Genomic DNA, 15205 nt, shown 5'->3' on the forward strand with positions numbered 1-15205 from the left:
ACTCAGAATTATGGCACATAGCCATCTTAGGGTGCGTGAACTGTGAGTCTTCGATGTGTGGAAGGGAAGCGCTGTCTTAAAGGGTGGGCAGGCTTCGTCGAATCAATCCGGGGAGCGATTGAGTGCTTGAAGCGCTCCCGGCTTCTCGTCTATTTGTCCGCTCAACACTCTATTGGCCACCCCAAACGGCACATGCACCATCGGCAAATCCCCCGCCGCCGAGGTCAAGTGACTGCGCTGGTCATCAAAAAACATATGCGGCTTGAGAATCCGCAACACCCGCTCTTTCTCCATCCCCCCCAGAAAGAACGACTCATCCGGCGAAACCCCCCAGTTCTTCAACGTCGTCACCACCCGCTCATGCGATGGCGCATTGCGCGCCGTGACGATGGCGATACGCAGAATGCGCTTGTAGTGCGCATCCTCTGCAAGCTTGCGATCCTCCAGCTGGCGAATCAGCGAAAGCTTGCGATACAGATCGGCCAACGGCCCCGGCTGGTGCGGAACGGCCTTGTGCGCCTGCTCGTGGGCCTGGAACTCGGTCAGGTCCAGGCGCTGCTTGTACACGCTTTCCGCCTCGTCATCGGCAATCACCCCATCGAAGTCGAAGGCCACGCGCAGCTCGGTGTCGATCTCGTCATCGTAGATGCGCGTCGGCAGCACCAGCCCGGCGGGGTAGTTGGCGTCGATCGCGCGCTGCACGTCGCCTTCATGGGCGCTGAGGAACAGCGAGGCGTTGAAGGCGGGAATGTATTCGTAGGGCGAGCGGCCCGACATGAAGGCGGCGCGGGTGATGTCCAGGCCGTAATGGTCGATCGAGCGGAACACGCGCAGGCCGGTTTCCGGGGAGTTGCGCGAGAGCAGCACCACTTCCACCGGCAACTGCTCGGGGAAGGCCTTGTTGATGCTGAGGAAGCGGCGGATGAAGGGGAAGGCCACGCCTTTGGGGAAGGGTACGTCCAGGTGCGCTTCGTGGTGCTGGCGGTAGGCGTCGACGCCCTCGGATTGGTAGATGGCGTCGGAGTCGGTCAGGTCGAACAGGGCGCTGGAGGCGACGCCGACGACGAGTTTCTGTTCGATGGGGTAGGGCATGGGGGCTTCCCTGGGTGAAGGGGTGGATAGGTAAACACAGTGCCATGGCAAAAGCGATGAGGGCGGGCTCGCCCTCATCTTCAGGCTTCGGGGATAAGCCCCATCAGCAGGTGGACCTGGCGCTGCAGCTGGCTTACATGCTCGCGTTCGGCGCGAAGGGCGCTGCGCAGCTCGGTGTTCTCCTGTTCATGGATGCGCGCGCTGCGTTCCAGGTCGCGATCGCTTTTTAGCAGGGTCCAGATATCGCCCAGGCGAGCGTGCTGCAGGCCCTGCACCAGCAGCGTGGTGCCGGTGACGCCCAGCAGAATGATTTCGAGCGCTTCCATGGTTTGGCTTCCTTGAGTAGTGGCTTAATGCCGGCAAGCAGGAAGATATGTCCATTAAGATTACATGTCGATAATGGTGACTTGTACAGGTAAAGGAATGGTACAGGTCCGATGGCGCGTCGTGATCAAAGGGAGAAGGCATTTTGATATCGCGGTATGGGGTACAACCGCCGAGTGCCGTGGCCTAGGGATGCTCAAGGCGCTGATATCGCGCGATGCTGGGGTTGCAGTGGATGTGTCCGTTTACTTTACACATGCGTTGTCACTTGCTTCGCGTCATACCTGACACGTAGGATTTGACGACACGTCATGGCACTTATCAGACAACGCAGGCTCCTGGATGAAACGCACGCAACGAATGGAACAGACCCGCTGGGACCTGGCCCTGCGCTACCGCCTGATCGAAACGGTGGTGTGGTGGGAAGGGCGGCTGACCACCAACCACCTGATGCAGAGCTTTGGCATCAGCCGCCAGCAGGCGTCCAAGGACATCAACACCTACATCAGCGAGTACGCCTCGAAGAACCTGGTCTACGACAAACAGATCAAAGGCTACGTGCCCACCCGGCAGTTCAAGCCGCTGTTCATCGATGACAGCGCCAGCGCCTACCTCGACCTGCTCAATCAGAACAACGAACGGGCGCCGCATATCGAAGGCCTGGCCCTGGCCTACGGGCACACCGAAGTGCTCAAGGTGCCGGACCGCTCGGTCAAGCCCGAAGTGCTGCGCCCGTTGCTCAAGGCCTGCCGCGAGAAGCGGCGCCTGGACATCGACTATGTGTCCTTCAACAGCCCGGCGCTGGAAGGGCGCACCATCGCGCCGCATACGCTGGTCTACACCGGCATGCGCTGGCATGTGAGGGCGTACTGCGAGAAGAACGGCAAGTACCGCGACTTCGTGCTCAGCCGTTTCCGTGGCGTGCCGGAGTTACGCGATGAAGTGACCGAAAACGGCATGGACCTCGATGTGGAATGGAACACGCCGATCGATGTGATCTTCAAGCCGGACGAGCGGCTGACGGATGCGCAGCAGGCGATCATCGAAGTGGACTTCGGCATGCTCGATGGCCACCTGGTGGTGCCTAGCTCTCAGGCGTTGGCCAAGTATGTGGTGCGGCGCTTCCACGTGAACCCGAGCATGCACGACGCCAGGCCCGAGGCCCAGCAGCTGGTGCTGGCCAACCGGGCTGCGCTCAAACCCTGGCTGAGCCTTGACTGAGCGGCCGCTTTTTGACCTGAAGCAATCCCTTCGCGCAAATCGGCTCTATGCTGAACCCTTCAAGTCAAGCTCACTCAGGTAGACAAGGAGGCATTCATGAAAGCTGCAGTTGTTGCCAAAGGGCGCCGCGTCGAGGTGGTGGAAAAGTCACTGAGGCCGCTGGCGCACGGTGAAGCGTTGCTGAAGATGCAGTGCTGCGGTGTCTGCCACACCGACCTGCATGTGAAGAATGGTGATTTCGGCGACAAGACCGGCGTGGTGCTAGGCCATGAAGGGATTGGCGTGGTGGTCGAGGTCGGGCCCGGGGTGACGTCGCTCAAGCCGGGTGACCGGGCCAGCGTGGCGTGGTTCTACCAGGGTTGCGGGCATTGCGAGTACTGCAACAGCGGTAACGAGACGCTGTGCCGCGAAGTGAAGAACTCCGGCTACACCGTAGACGGTGGCATGGCCGAGTCGTGCATCGTGGTGGCCGACTACGCGGTGAAAGTGCCAGACGGCCTCGACTCTGCCGCAGCCAGCAGCATCACCTGCGCCGGGGTGACCACTTACAAGGCGGTTAAATCTTCGAATATCCGCCCGGGGCAGTGGATTGCCATCTATGGCCTGGGTGGCCTGGGCAACCTGGCCCTGCAGTACGCGAAAAACGTCTTCAATGCCCGGGTCATCGCCATCGATGTGAATGACGAGCAGCTACAGTTCGCCCGCGAGATGGGCGCTGACCTGGTGCTCAACCCGCGCAGCGAGGATGTGGCCAAGATCGTTCAGGAAAAGACCGGCGGTGCGCATGCGGCCGTGGTCACGGCGGTGTCGAAAAGCGCCTTCAACTCGGCGGTTGATGCGCTGCGTGCCGGTGGCCGGCTGGTGGCCGTGGGGCTGCCATCGGAAGCCATGAGCCTGGACATCCCGCGGCTGGTGCTCGATGGCATCGAAGTGGTGGGATCGCTGGTCGGCACCCGTCAGGACCTGGTCGAAGCCTTCGAATTCGCTGCGCAAGGCAAGGTAGTGCCGAAGGTGACACTGCGCCCGATCGAAGACATCAACGCCATTTTCGACGAGATGCTCGAAGGCAAGATCAAGGGCCGCATGGTGATCAACTTCGAACGTTGAGCCTCAAGCACGTGCTTTGATTGCAGTGAACGAGCCCCCTGAAAGACAGGGCACCGTTTGCCCCTTTGAATAAGGGGCAAACGGGTGGGCTCATGGCTAACAGTAACAACAAGGGTGGCGGCGAATGGCTTGGCCAGACGCGCCAATGGCCGGTCACTTAGGCCTTGTGCAGTAGCCCCCTCAGGCGAGAAAGCATGCCCTTCGGGGCTACGTGATCGATTTGGCGCAGTTGGTGAAGCAGCGGTACGACCGGATCATCATCAAGGCGTGCGTGATCGAAGCTATCGTCGATCAACAAGAACTGCTCCCGGTCGTCATAGGCGCGCCAGTGAGCGCCATCGACTGGATACCCATCGCGAGCAAAACGGGTCCATTGGGCTTGCATCCAATTCGAAATCTGCTGGTCCTTGGCGTCGTAACCTACCGTGGGCAGTGTTCCGAAAAGGTATCGAAGTTCTGCGGTGTGCTGGGCGCGCAAGTTGGAGCTTCTTGCGCTAGGAGACACCTTGTCAAAGCGATAGCCATAAAAGCGGTGGCTGCTCGCCTGAAGGCGCTTCGCCAGCGCGAATGTCGGTTCGGCAAATACTGCTGCAGTGTAGATGCGATCGAAGCGGTCGTAGATCGTGCCAGGGTGTTTTGCCAATTTCGATCGCACCGCGCGTGCCTGTTTTCCGGCGAGCACTTTGGTCAGTACGAATAGAAGTAGCCGGCTGTAGGAAAGCATTCCCGGTTTTATGAAGTAGCGAGACTCGTTGCGGGTAAAGCCGACTATCAACGGTACAGGTGCAAGCGTTTGACTGTCGCAATCGGCTGGCAGAGTCGCCCCATCACTCACGGGCATCCAGGCTAGATTTGCGGGGGTGTGTACTCGCCGCGGCTTTGGGATGACTCCACTGAACAGGTGTGAGGCGTTCTTTATGAGTTCCGTTGGAAGGCTACGCAGTTCTTCAGGGGAGCCTGCGCCAAGGTGAGAAATGAATGCTTCGCTAGCGGCATAAGTCTTCTCATTCGGTGCGCTGTGGTCGAACGCAAAGCGTTCGCCACCACCGCTTTGAAGTATTGCTCGGTGAAACAGTCCGCTCGCCGAAGGGCTGCTGAGCAGCGTGCGCACTGCATGGCCACCTGCTGACTGGCCAAAGATAGTCACGCACTCGGGGTCGCCGCCAAAACGTTCGATGTTGTCGCGGACCCACGCGAGTGCCGCGATCTGGTCTTGAAGCCCGAAGTTGCTTCCGTATGCTGGGTGCGCGAGGTAACCGAACGCGCCCAATCTATAGTTGAAACTGACTACGGTGACGCCGAGGGCGGCCAACCCGGAGCCGTCGGTGCCATCCTCACAGCCTCCACCTCCGAGGTATCCGCCACCGTGAATCCATACCATTACAGGCTGCTTGGCCGCCGTATTCAGTGAAGCTGTCCACACGTTCAGGTAAAGGCAGTCTTCGCTCTCGGTCTTTGCGCGCGTCCTGAAGACGGCTCCCGCCGTCTGAGGGCAAATGGGACCAAATTCTTGGGCTTGCCGAATGCCATTCCAATCAGCGGCCGGGCTTGGCGGCCTCCAACGGCGATCGCCTACGGGCGGCGCGGCGTAAGGGATTCCGAAGAACTTGCAGATACCTGCCTCGCTGAAGCCCTGCAAGAAACCCTTGTTGGTGCGAACGATAGGATGCATGGCGAACTCCCCCGGGAGATTGGAATCGGCGCTCATCTGGCGCCAATCAAAAGCGCCGTGATGTTTGCCCTCAGGCACTGCTGGGCCGCTCGAATCTCGATTGCGCCCATGCTCGTCCAGCCCATATGGCGCAGGACTCCGGCGTGCGCATTTCGCAAGATCATCATTTGGCCCATGATCGAGATGGCGAGCAGCCGGTTGGCTTTGTCATCCTCATTCGATCGGAACTTGCTAATGACGGCTGTGATTTGCTGCGTCACCCGCCCCATGAAGCCGTCATAAAGAAGGTCAAAAGCAGCGGACGGTGCCTGCTGCTCGCGCAAAATAAGCTGTGCCCACTCGCCCGAGCTTTCGTCCATGAGCGACGCGACGAGGCCGTCAGTGAGGTCGAACAATGCGGGGAGGAGTTGTTTACGCAGAAGCTCAGGGCGCGACTCACCGTGGGTGGATTCGAGCGCTGAAGCGATGCGGGCCGCCAGGGGGTCGATGCGTTGTCTGATTTCACCCGCGATGCGTTCGAACACAGCCAGGTACAGGCCTTCTTTGCCGCCGAAGTGATACCTGATGAGCGCCAGGTTCGCCTTCGCACTGTCGGCAATGTGCCGGGTGCTAACAGCATGAAAGCCGCTTGCAGCAAACGCTGACGTTGCTGCGGCGAGAAGCGCCTCGCGCGTCTCATCGCCGCGTTGTTCTGTGGTCCGGGTAGGGGATTTTTTCATACCCGAAATCTTACTTAATCGATTGATTAAATCAAGCCCTGGATGACCAGGACTCAAAACCCGCCGCTCAACGGCCACTCCACCGCCAAGCGGAGCTGGTTGCCATCGAGCTCCGCCTGCGCCGTATTGCCGCGATGCACGTTGTGCCGCAGCGAAAAGGTCGTGCCCTTGGCCTTGCCGCTCTGCACCACATAGCGCGCCTCCAGGTCCCGCTCCCAATGCTTGCCGCCCTGGCCATAGCCCAGGTAGGCGTAGCCGCCGCTGGCGTCGACATGGCTGCCATCGATATCGAACCCCCGCACATACAGCGCCGACAGGTTCAGGCCCGGCACGCCGTAGGCGCCCATGTTCAGGTCATAGCGCGCCTGCCAGGACTTCTCGTTCGGCGCGTTGAAGTCGGACATCTGCACCGCGTTGGTCAGGTAGATCGCCCCGCGGGTCACATAGTCGAACGGTGTGTTGCCGTCGACCTGCTGCCAGCCCAGGCTGAAGCCGTGCGGCCCCTGGTTGTAGCGCGAGATCAGGCTCCAGGTGGTGTTGTCGATGCGCCCGGACAGGGCCTTGCCGGTGTCGGTGGTGCGGTACAGGTTGAGGTCCAGGCTCAGGCTGCGGCGCGCGTCCAGGGCGTGGGCCAGGGTGCTGCCGAGGTAGTGCTGGTTCCAGGTGTCTTCATAGCGGGAGGTATACAGGCTGGCGCTGAATGCGGCGCCTGGGTTCCACACCAGGCCGGCAAGGTCGAAGGCGCTGCCCTGGCGGCCGTTGGAGTAGTTCACCACGAAGCCTTGGTCGTGGCTCGAGGCGTTGCGGTCGGTGCTTTCGTTGAAGTGGCCCGCGACCAGCTTCAGCGTGTCGATTTCGTTGCTGGCGAGAAACAACCCGGTCGCCGTTTCGGGCAGCAGGCGGCTGTCGGAAGAGCTGAACACCGGCGTCTTCACGCGCTGTTCGCCGTAGGACAGCACGGTATTGGACGTGCGTAACTTCACCGCCGCGCCACCCCGACTGTATTCATGCTTTGGGCGGCCATCATTGTCCAGGCCTAGCAGGCGCGCCTTGCCGGCTCGGCCGCCGCCGCTGTCGAGCTGCACGCCCAGGTAGGCGTGGGCATCGACGCCAACCCCGATCAGGCCCTGGGTAAAGCCGGACTGGAACGTGCCCATCAAGCCGTAGGCCCATTCTTCAGCCAGGCCGTTGCGCTCGCTGCGCGGCTTGTAGGCGTTGCGCGCAGCACCGTTGCGCGCACCGTGCTTGTAGTCACGCTGGTCGTACACGCTGCGGTTGAGCAGGCTCCAGCTGCTGTCTTCGAGCAACCCGCGGCTTTGCGATTGCGCAGAGTCGGCCAGCGCGGCAGCAGGCAACACGGCGCTGGCGAACAGCAGGGCGCAGGGGCGCAGGGGCATGGCGGTGATTCCAGGTCAGGGGGCACGAAAACGCAGGATGCGGGCGCCGTCGAAGGGGTCGGTGAGGTAGTGGGCGTGCACGCCGAAGGTGCTCAGCAGGCGCTCGGGCGTGAGCACCTCCAGCGGTTTGCCCAGGGCCACCAGGCGGCCTTGGTCGAGCACCGCCACCCGGTCGCAGGTCAGTGCCTGGTTCAGGTCGTGCAGGGCCACCAGGCTGGTTACCGGCAAGGCCTGCACCTGTTGCAGCAGGCTCAGCTGATGCTGGATATCCAGGTGATTGGTCGGCTCGTCCAGCAGCAGCACTTGCGGGCGCTGGGCCAAGGCCCGGGCGATGTGCACGCGCTGGCGCTCGCCGCCGGACAACGCGCCCCACAGGCGCGTGCGCAGGTGGCTGGCATCGACGTCGGCCAGGGCCTGTTCGACGATGGCGTGGTCGTCGCTGGAAAACGGCGCCAACGCCGACAACCACGGCGTGCGCCCCAGGGCCACGGCATCGAACACGCGGATGGCATCGAGGGTGTCGGCCTGCTGCTCGACCAGCGCCAGGGCCTGGGCAATCCGCCGCCGGGGCAGGCGCGCGATGGGCTCGCCGAGCAACTGCACGCTGCCGCTGTGCGGCGTGCGCAGCCCGGCCAGCAGCTTGAGCAACGACGACTTGCCCGAGCCATTGGGGCCGACGATACCGAGGGTTTCGCCCGCAACCAGGCGCAGGTCGATATCGCGCAGCACCGGCTGGCCTGCCAGCTGAAAGTTCAGGCCCTGGCAGGCGAGGGGCGCCAGGTGCGGCAGGTTCATGGCGGTCATGGGCGCCCCCGGCGGCTGACCAGGATCAGCGCGAACACCGGGGCGCCGATCAGTGCCGTGACCACGCCCACCGGGATCACCTGGCCGGCGATCAATATGCGTGAAAGCACGTCGGCGGCAATCAGGAACAACGCGCCCCCCAGTGCACTGGCCGGCAACAGGCGGCTGTGGCCGGGGCCGAGCAGCAGGCGCAAGGCATGCGGAATCACCAGCCCGACGAAACCGATGGCGCCGACGATCGATACCATCACCGCCGTCACCAGTGCCGCGCAGCTCACCAGCAGCAACTGCGTGGGGCGCACGGCAACGCCCAGCGAGGCGGCCGAGTCTGCCCCAAAGGTGAAAGCATCCAGGGCCCGGCGCTGCCACAGGCACACCAGCAAACCGCACAGCGCCACCGGCAGCGCCAGCCACACCGACGGCCAGCGCACACCGCTGAGGTTGCCCAGCAGCCAGAACAGGATGCCGCGCGCCTGCTCGGCGGTGGCCGATTGGGTGATCAGCAGGGCGGTAATGGCGTTGAACAGTTGCGAGCCGGCGATGCCCGCGAGGATCACCTGGGCATTGTGGCTATGCGCGCCGGCCGCACGGGCCAGCAACAGCACCAGGGCGAAGGCCGCCAGCGCGCCGATGAAGGCACCGGCGGACAGGCTCAGGGCCGCGCCGCCCAACCCCAGCAGGCCCACCAGCACCGCACCGGTCGAGGCACCTGCCGACAAGCCGAGCAGGTAGGGCTCGGCCAGCGGGTTGCGCAGGAGCGCCTGCAGAATCACCCCGCAGGTCGCCAGCCCGGCGCCGCAGGCGGCGGCGACCAGGGTGCGCGGCAGGCGGTAGTTCCAGACGATGCCGCTGTCGATCGGGTCGAGCGGGTAGCCGGCCTGCCACAGGTGGTTGGCCAGCACTTGGCAGACCAGCCGCGGCGACAGCGCGGTTTCGCCAATGGCGGTGCCGGCCAGCACGGCCGCCAGCAGGGTCAGCAGCGCCAGGGCGCTGAGCAGCAGGGCAACACGGGGCTGCATGCCGGGTGAACTGCGCTTCACAGGTACTTGAGCCAGGCGATGTCACGCCGGCGCGCCTTGAGCCGGGCGAAGCCGCGCACCGGCAGGTACAGCGCCACGGCCAGCAGCACGGTGGTCAGCCACACTGCGCCGATGCCGTCGAAACCGAAGTAGTCGCCATGGTTGCGGCCGAACAGGGCCACGCTGGCCAGGTACAGCAGCTTCAGCACGTACAGGTGCAGCAGGTAGAAGAACATCGGCGCCGCGCCAAACACTGCCAGGGCGTTGATCCAGCGCGCCTGGCCTGCGCGTTCGAAGGCGCGCAGCAACAGCAGGCCGCAGCCCAGTGTCAGGGCCAGGAACAGCAGCGAAGGCGGGTACTTGGTGATGTTGAAGAAGCTCATCAGGGTTTGCGTCAGGCTCGGGTAGCCGCTCCACGGCGCTTCGCCGTAGCCGTTCTGCATGCGCAGCACCATGAAGCCGAGCAGGGCGATGATGCCGACCAGCAGCAACTGGTGCTGGCGCTGTTGTGCATCGCTGCCACGGGCGAACCAGGGGCCGAGGCCATAGCCCAGGGCGATCACGCCGATCCACGGCAGCACCGGGTAGGAGGTGCGCAGGCGCAGGTTTTCCGAGGCTTCCAGCCAGCCGCGGTCATGCAGGATCGCCCACGGCACATGCATCGCCGATTCCACGCCGAAATGCAGGCCGTCGAGCAGGTTGTGGCCGGCGACGATCAGGGCGCCGAGTGCGAGCAGGGCGGGGCGCGGCAGCCACACCAGCAGCGACAGGGCGATCATGCTGACGCCGATGGCCCAGATCACTTGCAGGTAGATGACGCTGGGCGGCAGCTGGAAGGTCCAGGCGAAGTTCACCAGGGTGAATTCCAGCACCACCAGGAACAGGCCGCGCTTGAACAGGAACGCCGAGACAGCGCTGCGGCCCGGGTACTTCTCGCCGTACAGCCAGGCCGACAGGCCGGTGAGCAGGACGAACACTGGGGCGCAGAGGTGAGCGAGGGTGCGGCTGGCGAACAGCGAGGGGTCGGTGGCGTCGATGGCCATCGGGTCGCTGACCTGGCGGTGCAGGAAGAAGGTTTCGCGCACGTGGTCGAGCAGCATGAACAGGATCACCAGGCCGCGCAGGGCGTCGATGCTCTGCAGGCGCTGGGTGAGCTGGGTGGGGGTGGCGGCGGCGCTGGTCATGGAAGAGGGTCGCAGGCAGGAATGAATGTCAAATGAAACGTTATCTTATAGCTTTTTGATTTACAGGTGAAAATTGTTTTTGTGTTGGCAGTACTGGCCCTATCGCCGGCAAGCCGGCTCCCACGCCGACCGCGTCGGGCACGCGACCTGTGGGAGCCGGCTTGCCGGCGATGGGGCCAGTGCAATCAACTCAAATCAGAAGCTGTAGTCCACCGTGGCGAAATACGACCGCGGCACCCCCATGATCCATTGCGTGCCACTGAACGCCGAAGCCACATACTCGCGGTCGAACAGGTTGTTCACCTGCAACCCCAAGCGCACATCCGGCAGCACCTGCCAGCCAATGTTGGCATCGACCACGGTGTACCCCGGCGCACTCTGGGTATTGGCAGTGTTGGCATAGCGCTCATCCACATAGCGTGCCCCGATGCCAGCCTCCACCTGCTGCCCAAACCCCTTGCTCAGCCACAGGTTGGCCGTGCGCCGTGGCACGTTGGCCGGGCGATTGCCGGCGCGGTCCTGGGGCACGCCGCCGACCATCTCGTCGAAATCGTCATACTTGGCGCGCACAACCGAAGCGTTGGCCGAAACCTGCCACTGCTGCGGCAGGGCCAGCTCCAGGGTCGCCTCCAGGCCATCGGAAGTCTGCTGCCCGGTCTGCTGTTTCTCGTGAGTGATCGGGTCGTCCACCAGCAGCTTCTTCTTGACGATGTGGAAAGCGGCCAGGGTCCACTCGCCGCGCCCTTGCCAGAAGCGCTGCTTGAGGCCCAGCTCGGTCTGCTTCGACTCGGTCAGGTCGTAGTTCATCTGCGTGGGGCTGAGGCTGATCAGGTTGTTCACCCCATCCTCGCTGGTGGAGTACTGGCCGTACAGCGACAGGTCGTCACTGAGCGCATACACCAGCCCCGCACGCCAGTTGCCGCCATCCAGGCTGCGGTCGCTGCGGGTGTCGTTGGTGAGGTTGTCGCGGTCGATGTGGTTCTGGTCGCGGCGCACGCCGGTCACCAGCGACAGGCGCTCGGTCAGCTGCAGGCGGTTTTCGGCGAACAGGGCGAAGGTGTGGGTGGTGGACAGGGTTTGCGGGCGCGTGGGCGAGTCGCTGTGGAACCAGCCCGGGGTCGGCTGCCACGGGTCGATGTAGTCGCCGCCGACGTCGTTGTACGGCGCGTTGCTGTCGACGTTGAAGCGTACCTTGTTGTACTCGGCGCCCACCATCGTCTTGCTGGCGAGGCCGAACAGCGAGTGGTCGAAGGTGAAGGTCTGGCGATCGCCGATCTGCTCCTGGTTGTGCTTGATTTCCAGGTAGCTCTGGCGCAGCAGCTGCTCGCGGTCGCTGTCCCAGCTGTAGTCCTCGGCGTTGCGCCAGTGGCGGCGGCTCTTGATGTAGTAGAGCTGGTTGCTGGCGCTGACCTGGTCGTTCAGCGCCCAGTCGGTGGTGAAGCGGGTCCATTCGTCGTGGTAGCGCTGCACATCGTTGTGGATGTTGTAGTTCTTCTTGCGCAGGCTGCTGCGGTAGTGGCCGTCGATCAGCGGGGTGCCGTAGTAGTTGGCAGGCTGGGCATCGCCGCGTTCGTGGGCGAGGGTGAAGCTCAGGTCGTCGCTGGCGTCGAAGCGCAGCGCCGCGCTCAGTGCAAGGCTGCGTGAGTCGGTGCGGTCGACCCAGCCGTTGCCGGCCTGCTGGTTGAGGGTCAGGCGGTAGCTCAGGCGCTCGCTCAGGCTGCCGCCGCTGTCCAGGCCCAGCTGCTGGCGGTCCCACGAGCCGTAGCCCAGGCGCAGGTGGTTGTGGATCTCGCCGGCGAAGGGCTTTTTCGGGATGACGTTGATCACCGCACCGGTAGCGCCCTCGCCATACAGCACCGACGCCGGGCCGCGGATCACATCGATGCGCTCGACCATCCACGGGTCGACCGGGAAGGTCTGGGTGCCGGCACCGGTGTACAGGCGCGCGCCGTCGAACAGGGTCATCACCGAGCCATGCCCGCTGAAGCCGCGCGCCGACAGGCCGGTGCCGCCATCGCCCGGGCTGCCGACGAAGGTGATGCCGGGCGAGCGGGTCACGGCATCCTGCACGGTGAGGTTGTTGCGCTGGTCGATCTCTGCGGCGCTGATGCTGCTGGTGCTGGCCGGGGTTTCCAGGGCGCTGAGGTTCAGCCGCGAACCTGCCGGGGTCGGCGTGGCCAGGTCGATGTGCGAGTCATCGCGGGTATCGGTGATGGCGGTGGACGGCAGTGCCAGCACCGGGCGCTGCGGCTGGTCGGCCAAGGCGGGGAAACTCACGGCCAGGCAGGCCGCCAGAGGGTGAAGCTTGAACGAACGGGACATGTCTTTCCACTGCTGCAGGAATGAATGGATCCCGGTGGAAAACACGCAACGGTGCACCGAATACGCAGGCGCGCACGCGGATACCGGCCTGCGCCCGCCCACCGCGGGTTGCCAAGTGAACGCTTCAGGCCGGTCTCCGGGCTTGCGAGGGTCATGAGGCCTTCACCTTCCCATGCAGGTGCACAGTGGTGTGTCGAAGGCATCGCTCGCTTACCGTTGCGGGGGCAGCGCCGGACTCGTCGTGGACCACGACTCACCGGCTTCCCGTTTCACCCTGCGCACGGCGGCGCAGGACACCTGAAACTGGCGCGCATCTGACCATTGGTCGGCGCGCGCGTCAATCATTTACCGGTTGCGAGTGCTCAATGCGCCCCCGCCGCCTTGCTCAAGTCACTTTCCGCCCACTCGGTGTAGATGCAGGCATCGGCCACCGCCCAGCGCACCTTCACCGTGTCTCCCGGCTGCATCGGCATGCCGGCGGCAGACAGCGCTTTCACGGTCAGTTCGGTGCCGCCCGGGGTCATCACGTGGCAGGTCTGGCTTTCGCCCAGGAACAACACCTCGCCGACCTTGGCGATGACTTCGTTCCAGCCCGCCGGCAGCGGTTCGCGCGCGGCTTGCTCGACGGTCAGGGCCAGGGCCTTTTCCGGGCGCACCATGATCAGCGCCTCCTGGCCGACCGCCAGGCCCGGGGTCAGGCGCAGCGCCAGCGGCTGGCCTTCGAAGCTGCCGGCACCATGGCCGCTGGCCTTGACCCGCAGGAAGTTGGAGTTGCCCAGGAACGAGGCGACGAAGGCATTGGGCGGGTTCTGGTAGAGGTCGTAGCCGCTGCCCAGGCCAACGATCTTGCCGTGGCTGAAGATGGCGATGCGCTGGGACAGGCGCATGGCTTCTTCCTGGTCGTGGGTGACGTAGACGATGGTGATGCCCAGGCGCCGGTGCAGCTGGCGCAGTTCATCCTGCAGGTCTTCGCGCAGCTTCTTGTCCAGCGCGCCGAGCGGCTCGTCCATCAGCAGGATGCGCGGCTCGTACACCAGGGCGCGGGCGATCGCCACGCGCTGCTGCTGGCCGCCGGACATCTGCGAGGGCTTGCGGTGGGCGAACTTCTCCAGCTGCACCAGCTTGAGCATGGCGTCGACACGCTTGTTGATCTCGGCGGCGCCGAGCTTGCGGATGGCCAGCGGGAAGGCGATGTTGTCGCGCACGTTCAGGTGCGGGAACAGCGAGTAGCGCTGGAACACCATGCCGATGTCACGCTTGTGCGGCGGCACGTTCACCAGCGACTGGCCCTCGACCAGGATCTCGCCGCTGCTGGGGGTTTCGAAGCCGGCCAGCATCGACAGGGTGGTGGATTTGCCCGAGCCGCTGGAGCCGAGGAAGGTGAGGAATTCGCCGTCCTGGATTTCCAGGTTCAGGTTGTCCACGGCGGTGAAGTCGCCGTAGTGCTTGTTCAGGCCGCGCAGGCTGACCAGGGTCTGGGTGTGCGCGTTGTCTTTGATCACTGCACTCATTGTTGTTGTCTCCGGGCACTCAGGCGTTGACTTCGCTACGCCGGCGCAAGGCGGCGGCAATGACCATCACCAGCAAGGACAGGCCGATCAGCAGCGTCGAGGCGACGGCGATCACCGGGCTCAGGTCCTGGCGCAGGGTGGTCCACATCTTGACCGGCAGGGTCTGCAGGTCGGGGCTGGCCATCATCACGCTGAGCACCACCTCGTCCCAGGAGACCAGGAAGGCGAACAGGCCGCCGGCGATCATCCCTGGGCGAATCGCCGGGAAGGTCACCTTGAAGATCGCCTGCAGGCGCGAGGCGCCGCAGATCACCGCGGCGTCCTCGATCGACTGGTCGAACAGCTTCAGCGAGTTGATGATCGAAATGATGGTGAAGGGCAGGGCGACGATCACGTGGCTGACCACGAAGGCGAACAGCGTGCCGGTGTAGCCGAGCTTGAGAAACAGCGCGTACACCGCCACCGCGATGATCACCAGCGGCACGATCATCGGCATGGTGAACAGCCCGTAGAGCATCTCGCGGCCGGGGAAGCGGCCACGCACCAGGGCGAACGCGGTGGGCAGGCCCAGCAGCACGGCGCACACGGTGGTCAGCACGGCCACCTTCAGGCTGGCCAGGGCAGCGTCCATCCACTCAGGGTTGGCGAAGAACTGGGCGTACCACTTGAAGGTCCAGCCGGGCGGCGGGAACACCAGCCATTGCGACGAGCCGAACGACAGCAGCACGATGAACACCACCGGCAGCAGCAGGAAGGCGGCGATGACCCCGGTGGTCAGGTACAGGCCGGTGCGCAGCGGGCGGCCCATGGCATTGGGTGAAAGCAGCATGGCG

13 protein-coding genes and 1 riboswitch are annotated in these 15205 nt (G+C 64.1%); of the genes, 2 read left to right on the top strand and 11 right to left on the bottom strand.

Annotated elements, in window-relative coordinates; translation table 11 throughout:
- Nucleotides 1-102: 102 nt before the first annotated feature.
- Both ACIPG5_RS02860 and ACIPG5_RS02865 read right to left on the bottom strand, forming a co-directional pair.
- A complete protein-coding gene (locus ACIPG5_RS02860) occupies nt 103-1092 on the bottom strand; it encodes a 5'-nucleotidase (protein WP_176514461.1) in 990 nt (329 codons plus the stop codon).
- Nucleotides 1093-1172: 80 nt separating this feature from the next.
- Nucleotides 1173-1418, bottom strand: coding sequence for a hypothetical protein (locus ACIPG5_RS02865; RefSeq protein ID WP_176514463.1), 246 nt, complete (start codon nt 1416-1418; stop codon nt 1173-1175).
- 340 nt (nt 1419-1758) lie between these two features.
- On the opposite strand from ACIPG5_RS02865, the gene ACIPG5_RS02870 reads away from it, so the two are divergent.
- A complete protein-coding gene (locus ACIPG5_RS02870; RefSeq protein WP_401373216.1) occupies nt 1759-2637 on the top strand; it encodes a WYL domain-containing protein in 879 nt (292 codons plus the stop codon).
- Nucleotides 2638-2733: 96 nt separating this feature from the next.
- Complete coding sequence (gene adhP / locus ACIPG5_RS02875; protein ID WP_401373218.1) at nt 2734-3744, top strand: alcohol dehydrogenase AdhP; 1011 nt, start codon at nt 2734-2736, stop codon at nt 3742-3744.
- A 157-nt stretch (nt 3745-3901) separates the two neighbouring features.
- On the opposite strand, the gene ACIPG5_RS02880 is transcribed toward adhP, so the two are convergent.
- The 9 genes from ACIPG5_RS02880 to ACIPG5_RS02920 all read right to left on the bottom strand — a co-directional run bounded on the left by ACIPG5_RS02880 (nt 3902) and on the right by ACIPG5_RS02920 (nt 15201).
- Nucleotides 3902-5416 (bottom strand): carboxylesterase/lipase family protein, encoded by a 1515-nt coding sequence (locus tag ACIPG5_RS02880; RefSeq protein WP_401373220.1) that lies wholly within the window; start codon nt 5414-5416, stop codon nt 3902-3904.
- 32 nt (nt 5417-5448) lie between these two features.
- A complete protein-coding gene (locus tag ACIPG5_RS02885) occupies nt 5449-6135 on the bottom strand; it encodes a CerR family C-terminal domain-containing protein (RefSeq protein ID WP_401373222.1) in 687 nt (228 codons plus the stop codon).
- Between the two features lie 53 nt (nt 6136-6188).
- On the bottom strand, nt 6189-7532 hold the full coding sequence (locus ACIPG5_RS02890; protein ID WP_401373224.1) for an OprD family porin: 1344 nt from the start codon (nt 7530-7532) through the stop codon (nt 6189-6191).
- Between the two features lie 15 nt (nt 7533-7547).
- Nucleotides 7548-8336: an ABC transporter ATP-binding protein gene (locus tag ACIPG5_RS02895; protein WP_401373226.1), complete on the bottom strand. Its 789-nt coding sequence runs from the start codon at nt 8334-8336 to the stop codon at nt 7548-7550.
- Complete coding sequence (locus ACIPG5_RS02900) at nt 8333-9355, bottom strand: FecCD family ABC transporter permease (protein WP_401373228.1); 1023 nt, start codon at nt 9353-9355, stop codon at nt 8333-8335. The genes ACIPG5_RS02895 and ACIPG5_RS02900 overlap by 4 nt, the downstream gene beginning before the upstream one ends.
- Before the next feature lie 17 nt (nt 9356-9372).
- Nucleotides 9373-10539, bottom strand: coding sequence for a DUF1624 domain-containing protein (locus tag ACIPG5_RS02905; protein WP_401373230.1), 1167 nt, complete (start codon nt 10537-10539; stop codon nt 9373-9375).
- A gap of 195 nt (nt 10540-10734) precedes the next feature.
- Complete coding sequence (locus ACIPG5_RS02910) at nt 10735-12861, bottom strand: TonB-dependent receptor (RefSeq protein ID WP_401373232.1); 2127 nt, start codon at nt 12859-12861, stop codon at nt 10735-10737.
- Nucleotides 12862-12970: 109 nt separating this feature from the next.
- Nucleotides 12971-13177: riboswitch (cobalamin riboswitch) on the bottom strand.
- Nucleotides 13178-13223: 46 nt separating this feature from the next.
- Nucleotides 13224-14372, bottom strand: a complete 1149-nt coding sequence (locus tag ACIPG5_RS02915; RefSeq protein ID WP_314615024.1) for an ABC transporter ATP-binding protein — start codon at nt 14370-14372, stop codon at nt 13224-13226.
- 19 nt (nt 14373-14391) lie between these two features.
- Nucleotides 14392-15201, bottom strand: a complete 810-nt coding sequence (locus ACIPG5_RS02920) for an ABC transporter permease (protein WP_236235367.1) — start codon at nt 15199-15201, stop codon at nt 14392-14394.
- Nucleotides 15202-15205 lie beyond the last annotated feature (4 nt).

Source organism: Pseudomonas sp. NPDC087029 (genome assembly GCF_044745345.1).
In the GTDB taxonomy this organism is placed as follows: domain Bacteria; phylum Pseudomonadota; class Gammaproteobacteria; order Pseudomonadales; family Pseudomonadaceae; genus Aquipseudomonas; species Aquipseudomonas faucium.